Origin of the sequence: Amycolatopsis sp. NPDC001319 (genome assembly GCF_042896185.1) — a bacterium.
Classification (GTDB): domain Bacteria; phylum Actinomycetota; class Actinomycetes; order Mycobacteriales; family Pseudonocardiaceae; genus Amycolatopsis.
In genome coordinates this window covers 820,417-846,437 of sequence record NZ_JBIAWY010000003.1, presented here as the reverse complement: position 1 = coordinate 846,437, position 26,021 = coordinate 820,417, and the positions used below count along the sequence as shown (strand labels likewise).

The following is a 26,021-nucleotide window of genomic DNA, read 5'->3' as shown; positions in this document are numbered from 1 at the left end:
CCCGCGGGTGTTCGGCGTCACTCACAGCGGGGAGGATAGCCGAAGGTCATCTCCCGCACACCCGTCGCGGTGATCACGTTGTGGCAGGCTGGACGCATGTCCGACTCCAGCAGGCCGCAACGGCCCGCCTACTGGCTGGCCGGTTTCCTCGCCTCCGCCGGCCTGACGCACTTCCTGCGCCCCAAGCAGTACGACGCGCTGGTACCGGAGGAGCTCCCCGGTTCGCGTCGCGCGTGGACGTACGCCTCGGGTGCGGCGGAGCTCGGCGTGGCCGCGGCCATCGCGCTGCCGCGGACGCGCCGGCTGGGCGGGCTCGCGGCGGCGCTGCTGTTCGTGGGCGTGTTCCCGGGCAACGTGAAGATGGCGCTGGACTTCGAGCGCAAGAAGCTGGCGGCGCCGGTGCGCGCGGCGGCGTGGTTCCGGCTGACGGCGCAGTGGCCGCTCGTCAAGTGGGCGTTGAAGGTCCGCGACAACGCTTGAAGCTCACTCCCGCGGGACGCTGCGGAGCAGGTCGCGCAGGCCTTCGGCGTCGAGGAGGTCGGCGGGACTGAGCGTGTGACCGTGGCGGACGTAGTGGAACGCGGCGCGCACGCGGTCCACCGGCACGTTCTTCAGCGCGGCCCACGCGAGCCGGTACGCGCCGAGCTGCACGGCCAGCGCGGGCAGGCGGTCGGCTGACGGCACGGAGCCGGTTTTCCAGTCCACCACGGTCCAGCCGCCGTCGGGATCCGCGTAGACGGCGTCCATCCGGCCGCGCACGGTGATGCCCTCGACGTCGGCCGAGAACGGCACCTCCACGGCCAGCGGCACGCGTTCGGCCCACTCGCTGCGTTCGAAGGCTTCTTGCAGCGCCTCGAAATCCGAGTCGGGAGCCTCGCCGAGGTCGGCGGCGCCGGGCAGGTCGTCGATGTCGAGCAGGCCCTCGCCGGAGAAGCGCTGTTCGAGCCACGTGTGGAACGCCGTGCCGCGGCGAACGAAAGTGTTGGGCGGCAAGGGAAGCGGGCGGCGCAGCTTCCGCGCGAGGGCTTCGGCGTCGGCGGCGAGCTCCACGAGCTGGCTCACGGAAAGCTGGGCCGGGAGCACGACCCGGTCCACAGTGGCCTGGGCGCGGGCGCGTTCGGCGAGCAGGACGTCGGTGTCGGCGGCCCAGCCGTCGGGGTCTTCGGGATCGACTTCGTCTTCGTCTTCGTCGGAATCGTCGTCTTCGTCGTAGGTTTCTTCGTCCTCGTAAGGTTCTTCGTCGAACTCGTCGGGTTCGGGCGGGAGCGGCACCTCGTCGTCCTCGCCGATGCCGAAGAGTTCCGGCTGCTCGGGTTCGGCCTTCGCGGGTTCGGGCCCTTCGGGCGTGTCGGGTGTTTCAGGTGTTTCAGGCAACGCCGCCATCGCCGCGAACACCATCTCGACGCCCGTCGACACCCCGGTCCGCCGGTCGCCCAGCGGGTCGACGGGCCAGCTCGCCTTGCGGGAGTCCGCCACCAGCGGGTTCTCCTCGTCGTCGGCGGGTTCGTCGGCCCACGCGTCCAGCACGCCGATCGGCGGGTCGGCCTCGCGCACGACGTCGGCGATCTCCGTGAGGAACACCGACGGTCCCTTCGCGCGTGTACTGCTCTCGTTCCACCAGTGGCCGGACACGATGAGCGCGCGTTCCGACCGCGTCAGAGCGACATAACAGAGCCGCCGTTCCTCGTCGGCCTCACGCTCGGCGAAGCCCTCCTCGTGCAGTTCGAGAGCCTCCTGCACCTCTTTGCGGTCGAACCCGTCGGCAACTCGCAGCTCCGGCAGGTCGGCCGAGTCGCCGCGCAGCAACGCGGGCAGCGACGTCGACGTGCGCAGCCATGAGGAGGACCGGCGCTTGCTCGGGAACACCTCGGCCACGAGGTGCGGCACGGCCACGACCTCCCACTCCAGCCCCTTGGCGGAGTGCACGGTGAGCACCTGCACGCGGTCGGGTACGACCTCGACCTCGCCGGGCGTGAGGCCGTCCTCGGCGTGGGCGGCGGTGTTGAGGTAGTCCACAAAGGACAGCAGGGTCGCGGTCGGCGCCGTCTCGGCGTAGTCGGTGACGACCTCCGCGAACGCGTCGAGGTGCGCGCGGCCGGCCGAGCCGGGGCGGGCCAGGGACTCGACGTCGAGCAGCATCGTGCGTTCGACGTCGGCCACCAGCTCGGGCAACGACTGGTCGAGGCGCCGGCGCAACGCGGCCAGCTCCGCGCCGATGCGCCGGATCCGCCGGTAGCCGTCCTCGGAGTAGCGCTCGGGCTTGCCGGGTTCGTCGACGGCGTCGATGAGCCCGGCCTGCTCGGCGCGTTCGGTGACGAGCACGGGTTCGTCTTCGGAATCTCCCTGCGGTGCGGGCGAGGACAGCTCCCCCGCACGTCGCCACAGCGCGGCCAGGTCCGCCGCCGCGAGCCGCCACCGTGCGCCCGTGAGCAGGCGGGCCGCCGCGCTGCCGGCGAGCGGATCGGCCAGGACCCGCAGCGTGCTGACGAGGTCGGCGACCTCCGGTTCGTCGAGCAGCCCGCCGAGGCCGACGACCTCCACCGGCAGCCCGCGCATCCGCAGCTCGGCCGCGATCGGCGCCATGTCCGCGCGCCGGCGCACCAGCACGGCGGCTGTCGGCGGCTTGCCCGTCTCCTCCTTTTCGGCGAGCCAGCGCCGCGCCAGCGCGTCGGCCACCCACTCGCGTTCGGCGCGCACGTCCGGCAGCAGCGCCACGGCGATGTCCGCCGGGCCGGCGCCGTCGCGCGCCCGCAGCGGTTCGACGCCGAGGCCGCGCGCCCGCAGCGGCTCGGCCACGGCGTTCGCCAGGTCCAGGATCTGTGGTGGGTTCCGGAAGCTCGTGAGCAGGCCGAACTCGTGCGCGGGGGCTAGCCGTCCATCGTCGCGGCGCGGGAAGTCGGTGGTGAAGCGCGGCAGGTTGGCCGCCGAAGCGCCACGCCAGCCGTAGATGGCCTGCGCCGGGTCACCCACGGCCGTGACCGGCATCGGCGCGTGGTCTGCCCCGCCGAACAGCGACCGCAGCAGCACGCGCTGCGCGTGGCCGGTGTCCTGGTACTCGTCGAGCAGCACGGCGCCGTAACGCTCGCGTTCGCCGGTGATCACGGCCGGGTAGCCGTCGGCCAGCTGCGCCGCCAGCGACATCTGGTCGGCGAAGTCGAGCGCGCCCTCGGCCCGTTTGCGCCGGTGGTACGCCTCGACGAGAGGCAGCAACGCGAGCCGGAACCGTTGCGCCGCCATCACTTCCTGCAGCTTCTGCGGCAGCGCCGCCCGCTGGCCCTTGGCGCGCGGCGCGTTCTCGATCACCTCGCACAGCCACGTCGTGTACTCCGCGAGCCGTTCCGTCGACACGAGGTGCTCGCCGAGCTCCCCGGCCAGCGCGAGCAGCTGCGCCGTGACCGACGACGGCACCCGGTCGGTGTCGAGGTCGTCGTCCCAAGTGGACACCACGCGGTGCGCGAGCTGCCACGAAGACGTCTCCGACAGCAGCCGCACACCCGGCTGCACCGGCAGCCGCAGGCCGTGTTCCGACAGCAGCCGCCCGGCGTACGCGTGATAGGTCAGCACGGTGGGCTCGCCGGCGACGACCGTGGCACGCAACCCACCCGTCGGGTCGAGCTTCTCCAGCAGTCCGGACCCGGCCAGGCGCCGCAGCCGGGCGCGAACGCGTTCGCCGAGCTGGCGCGCGGCCTTGCGCGTGAACGTCAGGCCCAGCACGCGCTCGGGGCTCACGATCCCGTTGGCCACCAGCCACACGACGCGCGCGGCCATCGTCTCCGTCTTGCCCGCGCCGGCACCGGCGACGACCAGCGACGGCTCGACGGGCGAGGCGATGACCTTGGCCTGCTCGGGAGTCGGGCGGTGCAGGCCGAGCGCGTCGGCGATCTCCGCGGGCTCGACCGGGTTGGCGATGAGCCGGAAGCTCACGGGCCGGTCACCTGCCTGCCCTCGGGGCGCAGCGGGCAACACCCACGGGCGGGACAGCGGTCACAGTCGGGGTTCTCGTGGGCCTGGTAGTCGGGCCCGGCCGCGGCGGCCGCCGCCGAGCGGACGAGGTCGAGCCACTGCCGGCCACCGTCGTGGTCGAGCGGCGGCTGGTCGCGTTGCGTGGCACCGGTCTTGTTGTTCGTCTTCGCGACGTACACCAGCCGCGCGCCACCCGGGGTGTTCTTGCCTTCGATCGCGCCGAGCAGCACCGCGAGCTGGTACGCGGCGAGCTGCGGGTGCTGCTCGGCGTCGGCGCTGGACACGGGCACCTTGCCGGTCTTGATGTCCACGATCACCGGCCGGCCGTCCTTGTCCAGCTCCACGCGGTCGACGCGGCCGCGCAGCATCACGCGCACCTCGTCGTCGCCCATCGGCAACTCGACCTCGATGTCCTGCTCGACACCGGCCTCGATCAGCTCCTTGCGGCTGCCCTCCAGCCACGCGACGAAGTTGCGCAGCATCTGCTCCACGCGGTTGCGCTCGCGCCGGGAGAACCACGGGGCGCCGGCGTCCACGCGCACCCACGCGTCGTCGAGCGCGGCCTGGATCTGGTCTTCGGTGCGGCCGCCGGCGACGGCCTGCGCGAGGCCGTGCACCAGCGTTCCCGTGACGGCGGCGAGCTGCGCGGGGTCGCTGCCGCCGTGGCGCTCGACGAGCCAGCGCAGCGGGCACTTGACCAGGATTTCCACTGTGGACGGTGAGATCCGCATGAGGTCGCCGGGTTTGTGCACCGGGTCGTCGGTGGAGGAGGGCAGCAGTCCGTACCACGTGCTGGGGTGCGCGCCGGGCACGCCGGCGTCGGCCAGCCGCGCGAGCTGCTTCGCCGCGCGGGCCCGCCGCTCGGGGTCGGCCTTGTCGTCGCACACGACCTCGCGCAGCTCGCCGACGAGCTCGGCCAGCACCAGCGACCGGCCGGGTGGCTTCATGCGGGAATCGAGCGCACCGTCGTCGGCGCCGTTCTCCTCCAGGTCGTCGAGGAAGCGCGACGGCTGCTCGTCTTCGCCCGCCACCGCGGTGACCAGCAACGTCCGGCGCGCGCGAGCGGCAGCGACGTAGAACAAGCGCCGCTCCTCGGCCAGGATCGGGGCGATGGCCGACACCTTGTCACCATCGTCCACTCCGGACAGCAGGTCGACGAGCCGCTCCACGCCGAGCAGGGAACCGCGCAGCCGCAGGTCCGGCCACGCGCCTTCCTGCACGCCGGCCACGGCCACGACCGTCCACTCGCGACCCGCGGCCGCGTGCGCGGTCAGCAGCGACACGCCCTCGCCCGGGATCGCCGCGGGCGCCAGCGTGTCGCCGGCGATGTTCTGCGACGACAGGTAGTCGGCGAACGACGCGACACTCGCGCGGGGCAGCCGGTCGACATAACGACCGGCGGCGTCGAACAACGCGACCACCGCGTCGAGGTCGCGGTCGGCCTGCGCGCCGAGCGAACCGCCGCGGTCGACGAACCGCAGCAGCCGTTCCTGCAGGCCACTGGCCTCCCACAGCTCCCACAGCACCTGTTCCACGCCTTCGCCGCGCGCGACGGCCTGGTGCGTGACGCTCAGCAGCTTGCCGACGCGCCGCACCGGCGTCGCCTCCGCGTCGGCGAGCCCGACCAGGATGTCGCCGCCGCGCAGGGCTTCCACGAGCAGCTCGTCGCTGGAGCGCTGGCCACCACCGGCCAGCTCCAGCCGGCGCAGACCGCGGCGGACGCGGCGCAACGCGAGCGGGTCGGCACCGCCCAGCGCCGAGGACAGCAGCATTTCGGCGAGGTCGACGTCGAGCAGCTCCGGCTGAGCGGCGATCCGCAGCACGGCCAGCAGCGGCCGGACGGCGGAGTGCTTGGCCAGCGGCAGCTCTTGCGTCGCCGAGCCGATCGGCACCCCCGCCGCGCGCAAAGCTCGTTGCAGGACCAGGAAAGTCCGCGCGGGCGAGCGCACGAGCACCGCCATTTCGGACCACGGCACGCCGTCGACGAGATGGGCGCGGCGCAGCTGGTCGGCGATCCAGCTCGCCTCGGCGGCGGGCGTCGGCATCAGCCGGACGCGGACCTTGCCGCCGCGTTTTCCGGGGGGTGACACGAGTTTCCGATGCTGCGACGCGCCCGGCAGCGTCGCGCCGAGCTTCGTCACGGCTTCGCGCACGGCCGGGGCGAGGCGGTGCGAGGTGGTGAGCGTGACCGTGCGATCGCCCTCGGCGTCCGTGTCGGCGAACAGCCGGGGATCGGCGCCGCGGAAGGAGAACACGGACTGGTCGGGGTCGCCGGCCACCACGAACTCGGCCGCGGTCTGGCCGATCTGGCGGATCAGCTGCACCTGCAGCGGGTCGAGGTGGTGGGCGTCGTCCACGAACAGGTGCCGCACGCGGCCGCGCTCGCGCTCCCGCAGCTCCTCGTCGTCTTCGAGGGCGAGCAGGGCGGAGGTGACCAGCTCGGCGGCGTCGAGCGCGGGCGCGCTGCGGACGCCGAGCGCGTTGCCGCCCGCGCCCTGCAGCTGCGTGACCTCCTCGTACTGCGCCCAGAAGTGCCCGGCCGCGACCCACTCCTCGCGGTCCTTGCGGTGGCCCAGCTCCACGAGGTCCTCGGGGCCGAGCCCACGCTCGGCCGCGCGCATCAGCAGGTCGCGCAGCTCTTCGGCGAAGCCCGGCACGAGCAGCGCCGGCCGCAGCTGGTCGGGCCAGTCGGGTGCGCCGACATCGAGGTCACCCTGCAGCAGCTCGCGCACGACCACGTCCTGCTCCGCGCCGGCCAGCAACCGCGGCGGCGGCAGCTCTTCGGCGCGGGCTTCGAGGCGAAGCAGCGAAAACGCGTACGAGTGCACCGTGCGCACGAGTGGTTCACTCACCGTGCGCGGCAGCACCGACGACTGCTCCGGATCGGACGTGAGGCGGCGCGTGATGTCGGCCCGCAGCGCGTCGGCCGCGCGGCGCGACGAGGTGAGCACGAGCACGCTCTCCGGGTCGGCGCCGTCGGCGATGCGGCGCGCGGCCGCGGTGGCGAGCAAGGTCGTCTTGCCCGTGCCGGGGCCGCCGAGCACGCGGAGGAACCCGGCGGGCGCGGACAGCAGCCGGCGCGCGCCCGCGTCCCAGGTGAACGTGGGTGCGCCGGCGGCGGGCGGGCGCACGAGCCGCGCCTGTCCGTGTGCCGTTCTCCGCCCGTTCACACCAGCGATGGAACCATGCTGACACGCACAGGTGGCGCACCGGCACGCCTTTCCCGGGTCGGGACGTTGAACTGTCGGCGTGGTGCGGCAAAGTGCGGGGATGGACGACGAACTGCACGAACGGATCCGGGCTGTCATCAAGGACGTCCCCGCGGGGACCGTCGCGACTTACGGTGACATCGCCACGCTCAGCGGCGCACCCTCGCCCCGGCTGGTCGGGCGGGTGCTCGCCGAAGACGGGCACGACCTGCCGTGGCAGCGGATCCTGCGCGCCAACGGCACTCCGGCGCCTCACCTGGCCCACCGCCAGCTCGAACTCCTGCGCGCGGAAGGCGTGCTCGCGGACGGCCAGCGCGTGGACTTGCGCAAGTACCGCTGGCAGCCGGACGGGTTGGTGGACGAGGACGCTCCCGTCGGGCTCTTTGAGATCCCCGATATTTAGGTTAGGTTTGCCTAATGGCGCTGCTAGCTTCGTACCGCGGCCGGGTCACCGCGGTCCGGCGGGTCACCCCGCAGATGGTGAGGATCACGTTCGACTGCAGAACACTCGCCGCGACCGAGGGCTTCGGGCCCGACGCGTACGTGAAGGTGTTCTTCCCGCTGCCAGGCCAGGACGAGCCGCAGCTGCCGCCCGCGCCGTCGGGCGGCGACGTGGTGTCCTGGTACAAGACCTACCTCGCGATGCCCGACGGCGTCCGGCCGCCGATGCGCACCTACACCGTGCGCGCGCTGCGGCCCGAGCTCGACGAGGTCGACGTCGACTTCGTCCTGCACGACGACAATCTGGGCCCGGCTTCGGAGTGGGCCGCGCGGGCCTCGGTCGGCGACCTGGTGGCGTTCGTGGGCCCGCACAGTCTGTACGAGGTGCCGCAAGCAGCGGAGTGGCAGCTGCTCGTGGGCGACGAGACCGCACTGCCGGCGATCGGCGCGATCGTGGAGCACCTGCCGCGCTCGGCCCGCGCGTCGATCTACGTCGAGATCCCGGACCGCGCCGAACGCCAGACGTTCGAAACCGCCGGCGCCGTCGAGCTGCACTGGATCGTGCGCGGCAACCGGCCCCACGGCGAGGCGTTGCTCGACGCCGTACGCGCCGCAAGCCTGCCCGGCGGTGCGCCCTACGCCTGGGTTTCGGGCGAGGCCGACATCGTGAAACACGTCCGCCGCCACCTCGTCCGCGACCGCGGCTTCGACAAGGCGGCCATCTGCTTCACCGGCTATTGGCGCCACGGCCTCAGCGAGGACGCGGTCGGGCGCGAGCGCGTGGAAGCGGCGTCCTGACCTCAGGCGGCCAGGACCTGCTCCCGCAGGATGTCGGCGTGGCCGCAGTGGTGGGCCAGCTCGCGCAGCACCTGCAGGTACACCCAGTGAACGGTGCGCGGGCCGGACCGGTGGCCGGTCACGACGGCGTCCAGCGCCAGGTCCGCGACCGCGGTCCGCGCCGTGGCGCAGGCTTCCCGGTAGGCCGCCGTGACCGAGGCGACGGTGTCGTCGTCGGCGAGCCGGAACGACTCGTCCGGGCTCCGCACCAGCCCCAGCTCACCGCGGGACGTGCCGCCGACGCATTCCTCGAACCACACGCGCTGCATCCACGTGACGTGCTTGAGCAGCCCGAGCAGCGTGGTCGCCGACGGCACGAGGCGGCGGCGGGCCTGCTCCTCGGTGAGCCCTCCGAGCGTCTTCTCGAGGCCCACGCGGTATTCCTCGATGAACGCCTCGAGCTGGGTCCGTTCGTCGTCCAGCGGCACCGCGAACGAACCCCTGAACTCACCCATCAAGCCCTCCCCAGTGTCGAGACCACCAGCTTCACCAAAGCGCCGAGCCGTTGCCGGTCGGGTTGAACCGTCGGAATGCCCTGCGCTTCCAGCGGCGCCGCGGTCACCGGGCCCACGCAAAAGGTCTTGATCGCACCACGCCGGAGGACGTCGTGGGCGCCGGTGCCGGCGGTCAGCGTGAGGAAGTTGGTGGCGGCCGGCGCGCTGGTGAAGACGAGGGCTTCGACCTCGGCGGCGAGGATGTCGTGGGCCAGGGAGACGACCGGGGCGGTGTCGGCGGGTGAGTGCCAGCGGTAGGGCTGCACGGCGACGACCTCGGCGCCGACCAGAAGACCGGTGAACTCCGGCAGCGGGGCGCCGTGGAGCTGGACGGCAACGCGGGAACCGACCACTCCCGCGGAGACCAGCTCTCCGAACAGCTCGGCGTTGCTCTCCCCCGGCGCCGAGAACTCCTCGCGCAAGCCCGCGCCCCGCACCGCGCCGACGGCTTTCGGGCCGCGCGCGAAGATGCGGGACGCGCCCAGAGCCGTGAGCAGGTCGGCTTTGAGGCCCCAGCCGTCGGCGGCGGCGAGCCAGCCGCGGAAGCCGGCGCCGGTCGTGACGGCCGTGAACGCTACCGGCGCGGCGAGCACGGCTTCGGTACTGAGCCGCAGCTCGGGATCTTCGGCGAGGGGCACGATGGTGATCGTCGGCGCGTGGCGCACCTGCGCGCCGTAGCGAAGCAGCGCCGAGATGAGGTCGTCGGCGCGGCGTTCGGCCGTGACGCCGATCCGCACCCCGTCCAGCTCACCCATAGGTCGCGCCCATCTCCCTGATCGCCTCCGCGAGCTGCGCCCGCAGGTCCGCCGGCTCGAGCACCTCCAGGTGCGGCCCGAACCGCAGCAGCTCGCCGATCGCGGGCTCCCCCGGCTCGACCGGCAGCTGCATCGTGATCCAGCCTTCCTCATCCGCGACGGCGCCGCCGTCCCGGGCCTCGCGCAGCGCCCGCGCGCCGACGCTGCCCGCGTAGAACGGCAGCAGCCCCTGCGCCCGCGGCGACAGGCGCACGGTCGCGAGCCGCGGGTACATGCGCCGTTCGAACTGCTCCGACCACTCCTGCCAGTAGCGAGGCAGGTCGAAATCCGCCGGTCGCTCGAAGTCCTCGCCGAGGTCCGTGAGCTCCCGGATCCGCGAAATCCGGTACGTGCGATCGGTCCCCTCGCACCGCCCGGCGAGGTACCAGTTGCCCGCCTTGAGAATCAGGCCGAGCGGCTCCAGCACGCGCTCGACCTCGCGTTGGCCCCAGCGTTCGTAGCGGATCCGGACGCGGTGGCTCGTCCACACGGCGTCGGCGACCTCGGACAACACCGGCAGGCTCTCGATCCCGCGGTGCCACCCGGGCACGTCGAGGTAGAACCGCTCGGCGACGCGGCCCGCACGGCTGCGCAGCTCCTTCGGCAACGCGGCGTACAGCTTGAGCTGCGCCGCCGCCAGCACCGTGCCGAGCCCCAGCTCCGCGGCGGCGACGGGCAGCCCGGCCAGCGAAAGCGACTGCGCCTCCTCCTCGGTGAGCCCGGTCAGCCGCGTGCGGTAGCCGTCGACCAGCTGGTAGCCGCCGGTGCGGCCGCGATCGGCGTAGACGGGCACGCCGGAAGCCGACAGCGCGTCGATGTCGCGGTAGACCGTGCGGACCGAGACCTCCAGCTCGGCCGCCAGCTCCTCGGCCGTCATCCGGCCGCGGTTCTGCAGCAGGAGAAGCACCGTGAGCAGCCGGGACGCGCGCATGAATCGAGTATGACCGAAAATCCTGACACAAGCTGACAGGTATGGGCGGTTGAGTGGTCCCCATGAACACGTTCAGCATGAAGAACTGGGACGAACACCTCGCCAGCGGCAGCGAAGGCGGCCCGCGTGTGGCCTACGCGCACGCCACGATGGAGTACAGCGGCGTGATCGAAGGTGAGTCGATCTGCGATTACCTGCTGTACTACGCGGGCGAGGGTTACGACGGCGGCGGCACCACGTCACCGAGCTTCGAGCGGTTCGACGCGACCGTGGACGGCCGCCGCGGCACGTTCGTGGTCCGGCACGAGGGCGGTTTCGACCCGAAGGGCATCTGGTCGAAGTTCGACGTCGTGGCCGGCTCGGCGACGGGCGAGCTCACCGGCCTGACCGGGTCGGGCACGGTGAAGGGCACGATGGGCGAGCCGACGGTGTCGTACACCTTCGACTACGCGCTGAGCTGAAGGAGGCCGCTGTGCTCGAGGTGTCACGCAAGCAGGTGATGGCGTACCGGGTCGCGCGGCACGGGCTGCACCGGGACTTCGCGGACCCGGTGGCGTCGCCGCTGTTCGACCTCGGCCTGCAGGACAGCATGCGTGACACCGCCCTGCTCGCCCTCTCGGCGCGGTCCTCGACGGCGGTGGCGCCGACGTCCCTTGTGGACGATCCACGCGTGGTGCTCGTCTGGTCCCACCGCGGCGCCCCGCACTTCCACCGGCGCGAGGACCTGCGCGAGCTCGTGACCTCGCTGATCCCCCTCGACGACGCCGACGCCCTGGCCCGGATGCTGTGGCAGAAGAAGGAAATCGGCGCGACGGGCGTGCCCGCGTCGGAGGTGCTCTTCACCGCCGCTCGGGCCATCCGCAAGGTCGTGACGCAGCCGATGTCGAAGGGCGCCGCGAGCGCCGCCGCCACGCGTGAGCTGCCGGATTCGTATTCGCGCTGGTGCCGGCCCTGCAACGCCACGCACATCCAGGAGCAGCTCATGCGCCTGGCCACCCTCCACGGCGGCGTGCGCCTGGAAGCCGACCAGTCCCCGGCGACGCTCGCGCCGCTGGAAAACCGCGGCCGCATGCGGACTTCACCCGACGCGGCCGCCGTATCACGCGTGGTGCGCGGCTACCTGGTCGCCAACGGCCCCGCCACGCAGGGCGACGCGGCGGGTTTCGTGGGCACGGCGAAGACGGCCCTGTCGGCTGCCTGGCCTGACGATCTGGCCGAGGTCAAAGTGGACGGTCGCCGGGCCTTCCTGCCCGCCGACCAGGTGACCGCGCTGGAGAACCCGCCGACCCCGTCGGTGGTCCGGCTGCTGCCGCCGCTGGACCCGTTCACTCAGGCCCGCGACAAAACCGTGCTCGTGCCGGACAAGGCCCGCGCGAAGGAAGTGTGGAAGATCCTCGGCAGCCCCGGCGCCCTACTGGTGGACGGCGAACTGATGGGCGTCTGGCGCACCCGCGGCTCGGGCAAACGCCTGGCCTTCACCGTGACCGCCTTCGACCCACTCCGCGCGGCGGATCGGGATGCGGCTGAGGAAGAAGCCTCCCGGGCCGCCGCAGCGCGGGGGTACGCGGACTTCTCGGTCACCTGGGCTTAGTCCACTTCGGACACCCGAGCCGTCAGGTCGTCGACGAAGCGGTTGAGCAGCGTGCCGAACGTTCGCTGGTCCTCGATGGACCAGTCGGCCACCGCCTCGGTGAACCAGCTCAGGACGGTCTGCAGGTAGCGCCCGGCCGCGGCGGCGCCGTCCGGGGTGAGTTCGATGAGGCGGGCGCGCTGGTCGTCGGGGTCGGCGACGCGGCGGACGAGACCGCGCTTCTCCAGGGCGTTCAGGTGGCGCGTGACGTGCGGGCCGACGACCTGCATGCGCGTGGCGATCTCGCCGACGCGAAGCGGCTTGCCCGCCATCTGGAGGGTGATGATCACGGTGAGCGCCGGCCGGTCGAGGGTGAGGCCGGCCTGCTCCATGGCGCGCTCGGCGATATGGCTGCGGTTGAGCACCGTGCTCAGCTGCATCAGGCGCGGCAGCACCGTCATCGGGTCGAGCCGGTCTTCTGTGTCGCTCATCACACCTCTTACATACCTAAGTTAGCTATATAGTTGCCTCAAAGCGCAAGGCCGAACCAGGGACCCTTGCGCTCGCGAGAAGCATACCTAACTTAGCTATCGAGGAGTCACCATGACCACCGTCCTGATCTCCGGCGCCAGCATCGCCGGCCCCGCGCTGGCCTACTGGCTGCGTGAATACGGCTTCGCCGTCACCGTCGTCGAGAAGGCCGCGGCCCTGCGCGGCGGCGGTTACCCCATTGACATCCGCGGCACCGCCCTCGGCGTGGTCGAGCAGATGGGCCTGATGCCGCGGCTGCGTGAGGCCGACGTCAACACGCGGCAGCTCACCTTCCTCGGCGCCGACGGCAGCACAATCGCCTCGCTGCGCCCGGACGCCATCACCGGCGGCATCGAGGGCCGCGACCTGGAAGTGCGCCGCGGCGACCTCGCCGAAGCGCTCTACAGCACCATCCGCGAAGGCGTCGAGTTCCTCTTCAACGACAGCGTCGCGGCCCTCGACGACCACGACGACGGAGTCGACGTGACCTTCCGCAGCGGCCGGCGCCGCACGTTCGACCTGGTCATCGGCGCTGACGGCCTGCACTCGGGTGTCCGCGCCCTGAAGTTCGGTCCCGAAGAGCAGTTCCACACCTACCTCGGCTACTGCTTCGCCGGCTTCACGGTGCCCAACACCTTCGGCCTGCACCGCGAGGGCGTCCTCTGGAGCTTGCCCGGCCGCGGCGCCGCGCTCTACGCGGCGGGCGAGAGCGAGCAGATCCACGGCTTCCTCACCTTCGCGCGCCCCGAGCCGCCCTTCGCGGCGTTCCGCAACCCGGACGCGCAGCGCGAGCTCGTCGCCGAGGTCTTCGCGGGCGACGGTTGGCAGATCCCCCGCCTGGTCGAGGGGATGCGCACGGCCGACGACCTGTTCTTCGACGTCGTCAGCCAGATCCACCTGCCGCGCTGGTCCGCGGGGCGCGTCGCGCTCGTCGGCGACGCCGCGTTCGCGCCGTCGTTCCTCACGGGCCAGGGCTCCAGCACCGCGCTGGTCGGTGCGTACGTGCTTGCGGGTGAGCTGGCCACCCGCGCCGACCACACGACGGCGTTCGAGGCCTACGAACAGACCGCGCGTCCGTTCGTCGAGGCCAACCAGGCCCTGGTCTCCGAAGGCAACGCCACGATGTTCCCCGCCACGGCCGAAGCGCTGGCCGAGCGCAACGCCTACCTGCGCGAACTCACGACGTTGCCCGGCGGCCCGGGCCGCCCGGAGCACAGTGCACTGGAGCTGCCGGACTTCAGCGGCCGACGGCCGGCCAGGAGCCGCGCGTGACCGGTTGCGTCCTTTTCGGACTGTCCGGTGCAGGCTCAGTCTCGAAGCTCGGCGGAGCCGAACCTCGCCACGCAGTGCCACACCCGCTTGAGCGCCTGCTCGTCGTGACGGCCGGTGCGCGACGCGTCGCCGAGCACACGGGGATCGAGACGTCCGTCGCGAGCCAGCGATTCCCCGAGCCGCACGAACTCCGGGCCGCGGTACTCCGGGTGCCGGCGCAGTTCACTCGTGGTCAGGACGAAGCCGCCGTGCCATTCGACGGCACACGGCAACCGGGCGGCGGCGGCCTCGATCGGAGAGCCGCGGTAGCAGGGATCCAGCACCACGGCTTCGACGTCGGCGCGAAGATCGAGCACGCCGTGGACGTGCGCTTCGACGTAGTCGTCGAGCGGATCCGGATCGTCGCTCAGGGCTGCGGTGATCAACGCGGACAGGCTTGCCGCGACGCCGAACCGCCGGGGTTGGAAGAAGCTGTCGGGGTAGCAGAACGTGGTGCGGGCCAGAACCGGCGCGGCGAGGCGCAGGTGGGCCGACCCGAACCGCGGTGAGCCGCCGATCCGGCGGCGGCGGAAGTTCAGCGAACCGTACTTCGGCCGCTGCGCCGGCGGTGCGTCGTCGTAGGCGCCGCCGAAGATCCGGCTCTCCCAGCGCCAGCGGTCGCCGCCGGGATGCGCGGTGAGGCCCCCGTTGCCCGTGCCGGTCTCGAACTGCGACCGGTACACGCCGTCACGAGCCATCAGGTCCAGAATCGGGGCCCCGGCGACGAGCCGGTCCGGGTGGAAGTGCAGGGTCACTCGCCACGACGGGTCCGCAGGCGCACCGGCCGCGCGTGCTGCCACGTGGGTGATCGCGGCCTCGTGCGGGTGCGGCATGGCTCCAGTATCCGCGCCGATCTCACCGATCCACCGCAAGCCGGTAGCCGCGTTTGACCACGGTCTGGATGACGGCCGGCCCGCCGAGGGCGGTGCGCAGGCGGCCGATGGCGGTCTCGACCGCGTGTTCCTCGCCGCCACCGGGGAGGGACGTGGTGAGTTCACGGCGGGAGACGACCCGGCCGGGCGAGTGGGCCAGGGCGCGGAGCAGGGCCATGGGGGCCGGGGCGATGTCGTGCCAGTCGCCGTCGAGGAGGACGGCGTGGCCGCGCAGTTCGAGGGCGTGGCCGGCGACGGTGAGGCACGGGGTGCGGGCCAGGAGCGCATCGGCGACGGTGCGGGCGAGGGCGCCGAGGCGGGAGCGCGCGGGCTGGACGGTGGGGATGCCCAGCGCGGCAAGGGGTGCGGCTGTGATGGGGCCGACGCAGGCGACGACCACGCGCGACGTCAGGGCGTCGACCAAGCCGGGCAGGCGGCCGGTGCGGCGGGCCAGGGCGAGCGTCGACGCGGCGGCCGGCGCGGAGGTGAAGGGCAGGGCGTCGACGGTGCCGTCGAGCACGGCGTCCAGCAGGCGGTCGAGCGGGCCGGGGTCGGCCGGGCCGACCCAGCGGTAGACAGGGATCTCGATCACGGCCGCGCCCGCCGCGCGCAGGGCCTCGGTGAAGAACGGCAGAGGTTCGCCATGCAGTTGCACGGCGATCGTCAAGCCGTCCACACCGGACTCCAGGAGGTACTGCAGCACGCCGGCATTGCTTTCCGACGGCGGGGAGTAGTCCTCCGACAAGCCCGCGGCCCGCAAGGCGCCCGTGGCTTTCGGGCCGCGCGCGACGAGGCGGGCGCGGGCGAGGTGGGTCAGCAACGCGTCGCCGAGGTCCCAGCCCTCGGCGGCCTCCACCCAGCCCCGGAAGCCGATGCCGGTGGTCGCGACCACCACGTCCACTGTGGACTCCAGCAAGCGCACGGTGGCGGCGTGCAGTTCGGTGTCGTCGGCGAGCGGGACGATGCGGATGGCCGGCCCGTACCGCACGCCAGCTCCCTTGCGCACGAGCAGCGCGCCGAGCTCGTCGGCCCGGCGCGCCGCCGTGATGCCGGCGACGAAACCCGCCAGGGGGAGCACGTCCGTCACGGGGAGCCCACCTCGACGATTCCTTCCCGCACCCGCACGCGGTAGACAGGCACGGAAACGCCCGGCGAGTCGAGGCACTGTCCAGTGCGGAGCGAGAACCGTTCCTTGTAGACCGGCGACGCGACCACGGGCTCACCCCCGGCGTCACCCACGATCCCGCGCGACAGCACCGCCGCGCCGCTGCACGGGTCCCAGTTGGACAGCGCGAGCCACTCCGAGCCGACGTGGAACACGGCCACCTGCTCGCCTTCGACCAGCGCCGCCACGCCGGAGCAGTCGCCCACTCGCGTGGCCGCGCACACGGCCGTCCAGGTCCGTTCGATCGACGTTGTCATCGCCGCACCTCCGATTTCCCGAGCTGCGGTACGCCCAGCAGCACCGGAACCCGTTGCGAGCGTTCCGGCCGGAACGAGATCGACGGGTCCGGCGTGCCCGGCGCGTTCACGAACGAGCTGAACCGCGCCAGCTTCTCCGGATCCTCCAGCACACCGCGCCACTCGTCCTCGTAGTCCGTGACGTGCTTGGCCATCGCGGCGTCGAGGTCCTCGCAGATGCCGAGGCTGTCGTCGACGATCACCGCGCGCAGGTGCTCCAGGCCGCCGTCGAGCTCCTCCAGCCACGGCGCCGTGCGCTGCAGCCGGTCGGCGGTGCGGATGTAGAACATGAGGAACCGGTCGATCGTGCGGATCAGCGTCTCGGTGTCCACATCGGACAGGAACAGCTGCGCGTGCCGCGGGGTGGCGCCGCCGTTGCCCCCGAGGTAGAGGTTCCAGCCGTGCTCGGTCGCGATCACGCCGAAGTCCTTGCCGCGCGCCTCGGCGCATTCCCGCGCACAGCCGGAGACGCCCGACTTGATCTTGTGCGGCGAACGCAGCCCGCGATACCGCAATTCCAGCTCGATCGCGAGGCCGACGCTGTCCTGCACGCCGTAGCGGCACCACGTCGAGCCGACACACGATTTCACCGTCCGCAGCGCCTTGCCGTACGCGTGCCCGGACTCGAACCCCGCGTCCACGAGCCGCCGCCAGATTTCCGGCAGTTGGTCCACCGTGGCACCCAGCAGGTCGATCCGCTGGCCGCCGGTGATCTTCGTGTACAGCCCGAAGTCCTTCGCGACCTGAGCGATCACCATCAGCTTCTCCGGCGTGATCTCACCGCCGGGGATGCGCGGGACCACGGAGTAGCTGCCGTTGCGCTGCAGGTTGGCGAGGAACTTGTCGTTCGTGTCCTGAAGCGTCGCTTGTTCACCGCCGAGGATGTGGCCGTTGCCGAGCGTCGCCAGGATCGACGCGACGGCCGGCTTGCACACCGCGCAGCCCGAGCCCGTGCCGTAGCGGCTGACCAGCTCGCTGAACGTGGTGATGCGCGTGGCCCGCACGATCTCGAACAGCTCCGCCCGCGACTGGCTGAAGTGTTCGCAAAGCGCCGTCGACTGTTCGACTCCGCACGCGTTGAGCAACTTCCCCAACATCGGCACACACGAGCCGCACGACGTGCCCGCTCGCGTGCACGCCTTGAGCTTGCCGACCGAGTCACAGCCGTCCTCGTGGATCGCCCGCGTCAGCGCACCCTTGGAAACGCCGTTGCACGAACAGATCTGCGCCTCGTCCGGCAACGCCTCGACCCCGACCGCCGCGCCGCCGCCGGCCGGGGCGAGCAGCGCACCCGGCTCCGCGGGCAGCGGACGGCCGACCAGCGCCCGCAGCGTGTGGTACTCGGCCGCGTCGCCCACGAGCACGCCGCCGAGCAGCGTCCGGCCGTCGTCGGTGACCACGAGCTTCTTGTACGTGCCGGCCACGGCGTCGTTCACCGCGACTTCGAGCGCGCCCTCGGTCGCCGCGTGCGCGTCGCCGAAGCTGGCGACATCCACTCCCATCAGCTTCAGCTTGGTGGCCGTGTCCGGCTCCGGGAACGACGCCGCTCCCCCGGTGAGCCGCGCCGCGACGACCTCCGCCATCGCGTACCCCGGCGCGACGATCCCGTACACCCGCCCCTCGACGGCCGCGCACTCGCCGATCGCGAACACCGCCGGATCGCTGGTGCGGCACTCGGCGTCCACGAGCACCCCACCACGTTCGCCCACGGCCAGGCCGCACTCCCGCGCCAGATCGTCGCGCGGCCGGACCCCCGCGGAGAACACCACGAGGTCGACGTCCAGCTCGGTGCCGTTGCCGAGCTTGGCCAGCAGCCGGGACCCGTCGGCTTCGAGAGAGTCCGTCGACGTTCCCGTGTGGACGGTCACGTCGAGCTGCTGGATGAGCCGCCGCAGCAGCGCGCCACCGCCCTCGTCGACCTGCAACGGCATCAGCCGCGGCGCCATCTCCACCACGTGCGGGGACAAGCCCAGATCCCGCAACGCCTTCGCGGCCTCCAGCCCGAGCAGCCCGCCCCCGATCACCACCGCGGACCGGCGCCCACGGCCCGGCTTCGAGGCGGCCACCCGGATGGCATCGAGGTCTTCGATCGTCCGGTACACGAACACACCCGGCAGGTCGCGACCCGGCACCGGCGGCACGAACGGCCGCGACCCCGTGGCCAGCACCAGAGCGTCGTACTCTTGCACGCGGCCGGACGCGGTGGTCACCGTGCGAGCTCCGCGGTCCACCGCTGCCACAGCGTCACCCAGCCGGAGCTCCACGAGGGGATCTTCCGCATAGTCCGAGCCGGGCAGGGCCAAGGCCGCCGGGTCCCAGGTGTCCACATAAGACGTCAGCGCCACCCGGTCGTACGCCGGCCGGTTCTCCTCGGCCAGTACAACGACGCGCCACTCGCCGGCCCGATCCGCCGCGCGCAGCGCCTCCACGAGCCGGTGCGCGACCATGCCGTGCCCGGCCACCACGAGTGTCCTCATCAGACCTCCGCCCCGGCCAGCGCCACCTGCGCCCGCACCGCGGGTTTGCGCAGGTACACCAGCCACGTCACGCCCACGCACACCGCGTAGAAGACCAGAAACCCGATGAACGCGGGGATCCCGCTGTGCGCGTCGGCGAACGACTGCCGGAAGGCGAGGTTGATGAACAACCCGCCCAACGCGCCGATCGCCCCCGCCAGCCCGATCAACGCGCCGGACAGGCGGCGGGCCTTGAGCAGTTCCGCGGCCTCGTCACCGCCGAGGTCGATGGCCGCGCGCGCTTTCACCTGGAAGATCGCCGGGATCATCTTGTACGTCGAGCCGTTGCCGACGCCCGTCAGGACGAAGAGGACGATGAACGCGATCGTGAACAACACCAGCGAGTTCGCCGACGACGCCAGCACCAGCACCACCGTGGCCAGTGCCATCAGGCCGAACGTGGCGAACGTGACCCGGCCGCCGCCGAGCCGGTCGGACAGCCGGCCACCCAGCGGCCGCGCCAGTGAGCCGAGCAGCGGCCCCAGGAACGTCACCGCGGCGGCCTGCAACGGCGTGCGGCCGAACTGGTTCTGCAGCACCAGCCCGAACGCGAAGCTGTAGCCGATGAACGAGCCGAACGTGCCGACGTACAGCAGCGACATCACCCACGTGTGTCCATATCGGACGACCTCACGCATGGCCTTCGTGTCACCGCGGACGGTGGCGAGGTTGTCCATGAACAGCGCGGCGCACAGGGCCGCGATCACGATCAGCGGCAGGTAGATGAACAGCACCAGCCGCGGCGCGGTCGCCCCGGCCGTGCCGATCACCAGCAGCCCGACCAGCTGGATCACGGCGACACCCAGGTTGCCGCCGCCCGCGTTGAGGCCGAGCGCCCAGCCCTTGTACCGCTCGGGATAGAACGTGTTGATGTTCGTCATCGACGACGCGAAGTTCCCGCCGCCGACGCCGCCCAGCGCGGCCATGAGCACGAAGGTGCCCAACGACGTTCCCGGGTGCAGCACGATCGCCGTCAGTACCGTTGGCACCAGCAGCAGCGCCGCGCTGAAGATCGTCCAATTGCGACCACCGAACTTCGCCACCGCGAACGTGTAGGGCAGCCGCATGATCGCGCCCACAAGCGTCGGTGTGGACACCAGCAGGAACTTGTCCGCCGCCGAGAACCCGTAGGCGGGCCCCATGAACAGCACGATGACCGACCACAGTGTCCAGATCGAGAAGCCGATGTGCTCGGCGAACACGGAGAACCACAGGTTGCGGCGGGCGATCCGCTTTCCGGTCGTCTCCCAGAAGGTCTCGTCCTCGGGTGCCCAGTGCTCGATCCAGCGGTTCTTCACGGCGTCCTCCTTGGCAAGAGAGAGTCGGATGGTCACTGCGCGGCCAGCCAGCCCGCCACGGCCGACACGGTGTCGTGGCAGCCGCCGCAGCCGGTGGTGGCGCGGGTGGTACGGGCGAGCGCGGCGACGTCGGTGGCGCCGCCGCGCCACGCGTCGACGAGCCGGCCCTTGGTCACGGCGTTGCACCGGCAGATCAACGCCGACGCCGGCAGGTCGGCCGGACTCGCGGCGGCCGGCGTGCCCGCGGGCAGCGCGCGGCCGAGCAGCACGGCGAGCCGGTCTTCGGGCAGCGGGATGCCGCGGTCGTGGAACTGCGTGACGGTCGCGGCGGCGTCGGGCAAGCCCAGCAGGATCGCGCCGGTCACGCGGTTGTCGCGGACCACGAGCTTGCCGTAGCGGCCGCCGGACGGGTCGTCGATCGTGAGCACGTCGGCGTCGTCGCTCGCGTGCGTCTCGCCGAGCGCGGTCAGGTCGACACCGCGAGCCTTCAGCCGCGTGACGACGGTCGTGCCGCGGTAGCGCGCTGCGGTGTCGGTGCCCGTGAGGAGATCCGCGAGGACCGCCGCCTGCTCCCACGCGGGTTGCACGAGCCCGGCCGGCGCGTTCGCGTGGCGCGCGCAGTCGCCGAGGGCGTGGACGCGGCCGTCGCTCGTGCGGAGCAGGTCGTCGACGAGCACGCCGCGGTCCACTTCGAGCCCCGCTGCCTCGGCGAGCGCGGTCTCCGGCCGGACGCCTACGGCGACCACGACCAGATCAGCCGGGACGAAGCTGCCGTCGTCGAGCTTCACGCCGTCGCCGGGCAGGTGGCGCGCGGCCGTCGCGTCGAAGCGGAAGGTCACGCCCAGCTCGGCGAGCCGCCGAGCGAGCACGCGGCCGGCACCGGCGTCGAGCTGGCGTTCCATCGGGTGGCCGTGCGGGTGCACCACGGTCACGTTCGCGCCGCGCCCGGCCAGGCCGCGCGCGGCTTCGAGGCCGAGCAGCCCACCACCGAGCACCACGACGGGTGCGCCGGGCCGGGCGGCGTCGAGGATGCGGGTGCAGTCGTCGAGGGTCCGGAACGTCGCGACGCCCGGCCCCGGCTCGAGCCCTTCCACCGGCGGCAGCCACGGCGTGGCGCCGGTCGCGAGCACGAGCGCGTCGTAGTCCAGCGGTCCGTCGGTGGTCTCCACGCGGCGGTTCGCGCGGTCGAGACCCGTGACGGACGTCCCCAGCCGCAGGTCGACGTGCGCGCGAGCCGCCCAGTCCTCGTCGTGCAGCCGCACCGTCCCCGCGCTCAGCCCGCCGGCGAGCACGGAGGACAGCAGCACCCGGTTGTACGCGGGATGCGGCTCGGCTCCGACGATCGTCAACCGCGCCCGCTCCGCCGACGGGTCCCGGCGGCGGATCTCGTCGGCCAGCCGCGCCCCGGCCATGCCGTAGCCGGCCACGACCACGTGCCGGGCGCTCATGCGTCCACTCCAGCATCCACTCTGGACAGTGCGACCGCGCACACCTTGAACTCCGGCATACGGCTCACCGGGTCCAGCGCCGGGTTCGTCAGCAGGTTCGCGCGCCCCTCACCGGGAAAGTGGAACGGCAGGAACACCAGGTCGGGCCGCAGCGAGGCGACGCACCGCACCCGCGCGACCGTCGCGCCGCGCCGCGAACGGACCAGCGCCCGTTCCCCCTCGGCGAGACCGGCGCGGCCGGCGGTGTCGGGGTGGACCTCCACGAACATCTCGGGCACGACGTCCACCAGCTCCGGGATCCGGCGTGTCTGGGCACCGGACTGGTAATGCTGCAAGACGCGGCCCGTGGTGGCCTGCAAGGGAAACTCTGCGTCGGGCAGCTCAGCGGGCCCGGTGTGGTCGACGGCGACGAACCTCGCCCGGCCGTCCGGGTGGGCGAAGCGGTCGAGGAACATCCGCGGGGTTCCGGGATGCTCTGCGGAAGGCACCGGCCAGTGCAGCGCGTCACCGGCGCGCAGCCGGTCGTAGGTGACGCCCGAGTAGTCGGCCGTGCCACCCTTCGACGCCGCGCGCAGCTCCTCGAAGACGGTTTCCGCGTGGACCGGGAACCGCTCGGCCGGCTGGCCGAGCCGGATCGCGAGCTCCCGCAGCACGTCGAGGTCGGACCGGACGCCCGCCGGCGCGTCGACGGCCTTGCGGCGCAGCAGGATCCGGCCTTCGAGATTGGTGAGCGTGCCGTCTTCCTCGGCCCACTGCGTCACGGGCAGCACGACGTCGGCGCGCTCGGCCGTCTCCGACCGCACGAAGTCGGCGACCACGAGGAAGTCCAAAGCGGACAGTCGATCTTGGACCCGCCGCGAGCGCGGCGCCGACACCACGACGTTGCTGCCGAACACCAGCAAGGCCTTCGGCCCGCCCTCCTGCCCCAGCGCGTCGAGCAGCTCCGTCGCCGAACGCCCCGGCCCCGGCAGGCTCTCCGGCGCGACGCCCCAGACTCCGGCGACGTGCTCGCGCGCGGCCGGGTCGTCGATCTTCCGGTATCCCGGTAGCTGGTCGGCCTTCTGCCCGTGCTCGCGCCCGCCCTGGCCGTTGCCCTGACCGGTGAGACAGCCGAACCCGGAGCCGACACGACCGGGCAGCCCCAATGCGAGCGCCAGGTTGATCCACCCGCTGACGTTCGCCGTCCCCGTCGCATGCTGCTCGGTCCCCCGCGCAGTGAGGACATACGCGTTGTGCGCCTCACCCAACATCGCGGCGGCCCGTCGTTGGTCCGCCGCGGCAACACCCGTCACGCGCTCGGCCCGCTCCGGCCACCACGCAGCGGCCAGGCGCCACGCTTCGTCGAACCCGGCCGTCCGGAGATCCACATAGGACTTTTCGAGATGTCCCTCGGCGACCACCGCGTGCAGGATTCCCAACGCCAGAGCCAGGTCCGTCCCCGGCGCCGGCGCGAGGTGCAGGCTCGCGAGCTCGGCGGTCGGCGTGCGCCGCGGGTCGATGACGATCAGCTCGGCACCTCGCAGGTGCTGCACGAACGGCGGCATCGTCTCCGCCGGGTTCGCCCCGGCGAGCAGCACGACGTCCGCCTCCGCGAGATCCGTGACGGGGAACGGCAGTCCGCGATCCGCGCCGAACGCCTTCAGCCCCGCCGCCGCGGCCGACGACATGCAGAACCGGCCGTTGTAGTCGATCTGCGAGGTCCCGAGCGCGACCCGCGCGAACTTCCCCAGCAGGTAAGCCTTTTCGTTGGTCAGCCCGCCGCCGCCGAACACCGCGACGGAGTCGGGCCCGTGCGACGAACGCAGCTCACGCAGCTTCGCCGCCACGAGATCCAGCGCCTCGGCCCAGCTCGCCGGCTGCAGCTCACCGTCGCGCCGGATCAGCGGCGTGGTCAGCCGATCGCCGGACCGCAGGAGCTCCCCGGACGTCCAGCCCTTCTGGCACAGACCGCCAGCGTTGACCGGGAAGTCGCGCGGCGTGACGCGCGTGCCGGCCAAGCGCATCCCGCATTGCAACGCGCAGTAGGGGCAATGCGTGTCGACGTGCGGCACGGGCGCTCCTCGGGGTCGGCGATGGCCCCGACGCTAAGCACGCCGTGTTACCTGAAGATGCCTGATTGTTTCAGGCAGTTGACATCACTCGCCACTTCCCGCGCGCCCGCGGTGAGAACTACAGGATCGCGCTGACCTCGCGCGCCGCGGCGCGCAGACCGTCGAGCGCCGCGCCCGTCGAGCGCGGGTTCAACGCGTTGGCCGCCAAGCGGAACAGCACTGCGCGCAGCAGCAGCTGCGGCCATTCCGGCAGGTGCGCCCAGCGGTCGAGCAGCTCGCCGGTGGCACCGCCCCACGCCAGGGCGTCGACGGCCACGATCGCCGCGCCCCACTCGCCCGGCCGGTAGTACGGCACGAAGTCGACGATGCCGGGCGCCGCGTCGCCGTCGAAGAGCACGCCCGCGAGCAGCTCACCGTGCGCGACCTGCAACGGCAGCTTGATCGGCCGGCGCGAAGGCGCGAGCACCTCGAACCAGCGGCCGCCCTTGGCCTCGTCGAGCGGGCGGTCGAGCTCTTCCCACGCGATGCGGTCGGCCACCGCGTCGAGGTCGTCGCGTGCGGACAGGAAATCGGGCCGCGGCAGGTCGGCCGTGGCGCGGTGCAGCTTCACCGCGGCGAGCATGGCGCCGTCGACGTGGTTCTCGGCCGTGCCCGAGACGTAGCGCCAGGCCGACCAGTCACCGACGATCCAGCGGCCGTCGCTCGCGCGCACCGGTTTCGCGATCCGCAGGCCCGGATCCTCGGCGTGCTCCAGCGCGCGGGCGGTCCACAGCGTGCGCGACCGGTCCGAAACCGGCTTCAGCACGAGGTCGCCGCAGCGCCAGGCCGTCGAATCCGGCAACGCCGAAACGAGGCCGATGTCGCCGCCGAAGGCCGCGCACACCCGCTCGGGTGGCCGTTCGAGAGTGGACCGCACGAGAACCGAAGGTACCCGCCTGTGCGCCCCACGAACGAGAAGACGCGCTGGTCACGGACCGCTTTCATATTTCAGACACAGCCGCCGCCACCGGCCCAAAACGCCAGGAAGGCCTCCCCGGCGAACCGGGAAGGCCTTCCTGGGCGGAAACCGTCAGTAGGTGGGCAGGCTCGGGTCGATCTGCTTGGCCCAGGACAGGATGCCGCCACCGAGGTGCGTGGCGTCCTTGAACCCGGCCGCGTGCAGCGCGGCCAGCGCCTCCGCCGAACGCGCACCCGACTTGCAGTGCAGCACGATCGGCTTGTCCTGCGGCAGCTCGGCCAGCGCCTCGCCCGAGAGGATGCGGTCCTTCGGGATCAGCGTGGCGCCCTTGATGTTCACGATCTCGTACTCGCCGGGCTCGCGGACGTCGATGAGGGCGAAGTCGTCGCCGTTGTCGAACTTGGCCTTGAGCTCCGCCGGCGTGATCGTGCTGCCCGAAGCGGCCTGCGCGGCCTCGTCGGACACGACACCGCAGAAGGCTTCGTAGTCGATCAGCTCGGTGATCTTCGGGGTCTCCGGGTCCTTGCGGATCTTGACCTCGCGGTACTTCATCTCCAGCGCGTCGTAGCTGATGAGCCGCCCGAGCAGGGGCTCACCGATGCCGGTGATGAGCTTGATCGCCTCGGTCACCATGATCGAGCCGATGGACGCGCACAGCACGCCCAGCACGCCACCCTCGGCGCACGAGGGGACCATGCCGGGAGGCGGCGGCTCCGGGTAGAGGTCGCGGTAGTTCAGGCCCTTGCCGTTGGGCGCGTCTTCCCAGAAGACGCTGACCTGGCCTTCGAAGCGGAAGATCGAGCCCCACACGTACGGCTTGCCCAGCAGCACGGCGGCGTCGTTCACCAGGTAACGCGTGGCGAAGTTGTCGGTGCCGTCGAGGATCAGGTCGTACTGGCTGAAGATCTCCAGCGCGTTCGACGACTCCAGCCGCTCCACGTGCAGGTGCACCTTGACGAGGGGGTTGATCTCGGCGATCGACTCCTGCGCCGACGCGGCCTTGAGCTTGCCGACGTCGGACACGCCGTGGATGACCTGGCGCTGCAGGTTGGACTCGTCGACCACGTCGAAGTCGATGATGCCGAGCGTGCCGACCCCCGCCGCGGCGAGGTACAGCAGCGCGGGGCTGCCGAGGCCGCCGGCACCGATGACCAGGACCTTCGCGTTCTTCAGCCGCTTCTGCCCGGTCACCCCGACGTCCGGGATGATGAGGTGGCGGCTGTACCGGGCCACCTCTTCCTTCGTGAGCTCCGCAGCCGGCTCAACGAGCGGCGGCAGTGCCGTGTCTGACATCGGGTCCTCCATACTCGCGTGGATCGCGTAGTCAATCCCAGTA

21 protein-coding genes are annotated in these 26,021 nt (G+C 72.1%); 6 read left to right on the top strand and 15 right to left on the bottom strand.

Annotated elements, in window-relative coordinates; all coding sequences use genetic code 11:
- Positions 1–96 precede the first annotated feature (96 nt).
- Positions 97–480: a hypothetical protein gene (locus tag ACFY1H_RS14660; RefSeq protein WP_366575125.1), complete on the top strand. Its 384-nt coding sequence runs from the start codon at positions 97–99 to the stop codon at positions 478–480.
- Between the two features lie 3 nt (positions 481–483).
- On the opposite strand, the gene ACFY1H_RS14655 is transcribed toward ACFY1H_RS14660, so the two are convergent.
- On the bottom strand, positions 484–3,924 hold the full coding sequence (locus ACFY1H_RS14655) for an ATP-dependent helicase (RefSeq protein ID WP_386946780.1): 3,441 nt from the start codon (positions 3,922–3,924) through the stop codon (positions 484–486).
- Positions 3,921–7,094, bottom strand: a complete 3,174-nt coding sequence (locus tag ACFY1H_RS14650) for an ATP-dependent helicase (RefSeq protein WP_386946896.1) — start codon at positions 7,092–7,094, stop codon at positions 3,921–3,923. Before ACFY1H_RS14650 ends, ACFY1H_RS14655 begins: the two co-directional genes overlap by 4 nt.
- Positions 7,095–7,233: 139 nt before the next feature.
- On the opposite strand from ACFY1H_RS14650, the gene ACFY1H_RS14645 reads away from it, so the two are divergent.
- Together ACFY1H_RS14645 and ACFY1H_RS14640 are read left to right on the top strand one after the other, a co-directional pair.
- Entirely contained in the window at positions 7,234–7,575 is a 342-nt protein-coding gene (locus ACFY1H_RS14645; protein WP_366575129.1) for an MGMT family protein, read from the top strand.
- A gap of 14 nt (positions 7,576–7,589) precedes the next feature.
- Entirely contained in the window at positions 7,590–8,411 is an 822-nt protein-coding gene (locus ACFY1H_RS14640) for a siderophore-interacting protein (RefSeq protein ID WP_386946778.1), read from the top strand.
- A gap of 2 nt (positions 8,412–8,413) precedes the next feature.
- On the opposite strand, the gene ACFY1H_RS14635 is transcribed toward ACFY1H_RS14640, so the two are convergent.
- Genes ACFY1H_RS14635 through ACFY1H_RS14625 form a run of 3 tightly spaced genes read right to left on the bottom strand, consistent with a single transcriptional unit; the run spans position 8,414 to position 10,669 of the window.
- Positions 8,414–8,905 carry a DinB family protein gene (locus ACFY1H_RS14635; RefSeq protein WP_366575133.1) on the bottom strand — a complete coding sequence of 164 codons (492 nt, stop codon included), beginning with the start codon at positions 8,903–8,905 and terminating at the stop codon, positions 8,414–8,416.
- A complete protein-coding gene (locus ACFY1H_RS14630) occupies positions 8,905–9,699 on the bottom strand; it encodes a uroporphyrinogen-III synthase (RefSeq protein ID WP_366575134.1) in 795 nt (264 codons plus the stop codon). Before ACFY1H_RS14630 ends, ACFY1H_RS14635 begins: the two co-directional genes overlap by 1 nt.
- Positions 9,692–10,669 (bottom strand): helix-turn-helix transcriptional regulator, encoded by a 978-nt coding sequence (locus tag ACFY1H_RS14625; protein ID WP_386946776.1) that lies wholly within the window; start codon positions 10,667–10,669, stop codon positions 9,692–9,694. Before ACFY1H_RS14625 ends, ACFY1H_RS14630 begins: the two co-directional genes overlap by 8 nt.
- 62 nt (positions 10,670–10,731) lie before the next feature.
- Here ACFY1H_RS14625 and ACFY1H_RS14620 point away from each other — a divergent pair, with 62 nt between their 5' ends.
- Both ACFY1H_RS14620 and ACFY1H_RS14615 read left to right on the top strand, forming a co-directional pair.
- On the top strand, positions 10,732–11,130 hold the full coding sequence (locus ACFY1H_RS14620; protein WP_354871478.1) for a DUF3224 domain-containing protein: 399 nt from the start codon (positions 10,732–10,734) through the stop codon (positions 11,128–11,130).
- An 11-nt stretch (positions 11,131–11,141) separates the two neighbouring features.
- Positions 11,142–12,260 (top strand): DNA glycosylase AlkZ-like family protein, encoded by a 1,119-nt coding sequence (locus ACFY1H_RS14615; protein ID WP_386946774.1) that lies wholly within the window; start codon positions 11,142–11,144, stop codon positions 12,258–12,260.
- Here the strand turns inward: ACFY1H_RS14615 and ACFY1H_RS14610 are convergent.
- Positions 12,257–12,730, bottom strand: a complete 474-nt coding sequence (locus ACFY1H_RS14610) for a MarR family transcriptional regulator (RefSeq protein WP_366575143.1) — start codon at positions 12,728–12,730, stop codon at positions 12,257–12,259. The two genes, ACFY1H_RS14615 and ACFY1H_RS14610, sit on opposite strands and share 4 nt — an antisense overlap.
- Positions 12,731–12,842: 112 nt before the next feature.
- Between ACFY1H_RS14610 and ACFY1H_RS14605 the strand changes: the two genes are divergently transcribed.
- Complete coding sequence (locus ACFY1H_RS14605; protein ID WP_386946772.1) at positions 12,843–14,042, top strand: FAD-dependent monooxygenase; 1,200 nt, start codon at positions 12,843–12,845, stop codon at positions 14,040–14,042.
- 35 nt (positions 14,043–14,077) lie between these two features.
- On the opposite strand, the gene ACFY1H_RS14600 is transcribed toward ACFY1H_RS14605, so the two are convergent.
- The 9 genes from ACFY1H_RS14600 to moeZ all read right to left on the bottom strand — a co-directional run bounded on the left by ACFY1H_RS14600 (position 14,078) and on the right by moeZ (position 25,978).
- Positions 14,078–14,914 (bottom strand): DUF3626 domain-containing protein, encoded by an 837-nt coding sequence (locus ACFY1H_RS14600; RefSeq protein WP_386946770.1) that lies wholly within the window; start codon positions 14,912–14,914, stop codon positions 14,078–14,080.
- Between the two features lie 22 nt (positions 14,915–14,936).
- Positions 14,937–16,040, bottom strand: a complete 1,104-nt coding sequence (locus tag ACFY1H_RS14595) for a uroporphyrinogen-III synthase (protein WP_386946768.1) — start codon at positions 16,038–16,040, stop codon at positions 14,937–14,939.
- Positions 16,037–16,375, bottom strand: a complete 339-nt coding sequence (nirD, locus tag ACFY1H_RS14590; protein ID WP_386946766.1) for a nitrite reductase small subunit NirD — start codon at positions 16,373–16,375, stop codon at positions 16,037–16,039. The genes ACFY1H_RS14595 and nirD overlap by 4 nt, the downstream gene beginning before the upstream one ends.
- Positions 16,372–18,891 carry a nitrite reductase large subunit NirB gene (nirB, locus tag ACFY1H_RS14585; protein ID WP_366575152.1) on the bottom strand — a complete coding sequence of 840 codons (2,520 nt, stop codon included), beginning with the start codon at positions 18,889–18,891 and terminating at the stop codon, positions 16,372–16,374. Before nirB ends, nirD begins: the two co-directional genes overlap by 4 nt.
- Positions 18,891–20,228 carry an MFS transporter gene (locus ACFY1H_RS14580; protein WP_386946764.1) on the bottom strand — a complete coding sequence of 446 codons (1,338 nt, stop codon included), beginning with the start codon at positions 20,226–20,228 and terminating at the stop codon, positions 18,891–18,893. Before ACFY1H_RS14580 ends, nirB begins: the two co-directional genes overlap by 1 nt.
- A gap of 32 nt (positions 20,229–20,260) precedes the next feature.
- The gene (locus tag ACFY1H_RS14575) at positions 20,261–21,676 is read right to left on the bottom strand and encodes an FAD-dependent oxidoreductase (RefSeq protein WP_386946762.1); all 1,416 of its coding nucleotides are present in this window, start codon (positions 21,674–21,676) and stop codon (positions 20,261–20,263) included.
- Positions 21,673–23,727: a molybdopterin oxidoreductase family protein gene (locus ACFY1H_RS14570; protein ID WP_386946760.1), complete on the bottom strand. Its 2,055-nt coding sequence runs from the start codon at positions 23,725–23,727 to the stop codon at positions 21,673–21,675. Before ACFY1H_RS14570 ends, ACFY1H_RS14575 begins: the two co-directional genes overlap by 4 nt.
- A 118-nt stretch (positions 23,728–23,845) precedes the next feature.
- The gene (locus ACFY1H_RS14565) at positions 23,846–24,643 is read right to left on the bottom strand and encodes a TIGR02569 family protein (RefSeq protein WP_366575160.1); all 798 of its coding nucleotides are present in this window, start codon (positions 24,641–24,643) and stop codon (positions 23,846–23,848) included.
- A gap of 153 nt (positions 24,644–24,796) precedes the next feature.
- Entirely contained in the window at positions 24,797–25,978 is a 1,182-nt protein-coding gene (moeZ, locus tag ACFY1H_RS14560; RefSeq protein WP_386946758.1) for an adenylyltransferase/sulfurtransferase MoeZ, read from the bottom strand.
- Between the last annotated feature and the right edge of the window lie 43 nt (positions 25,979–26,021).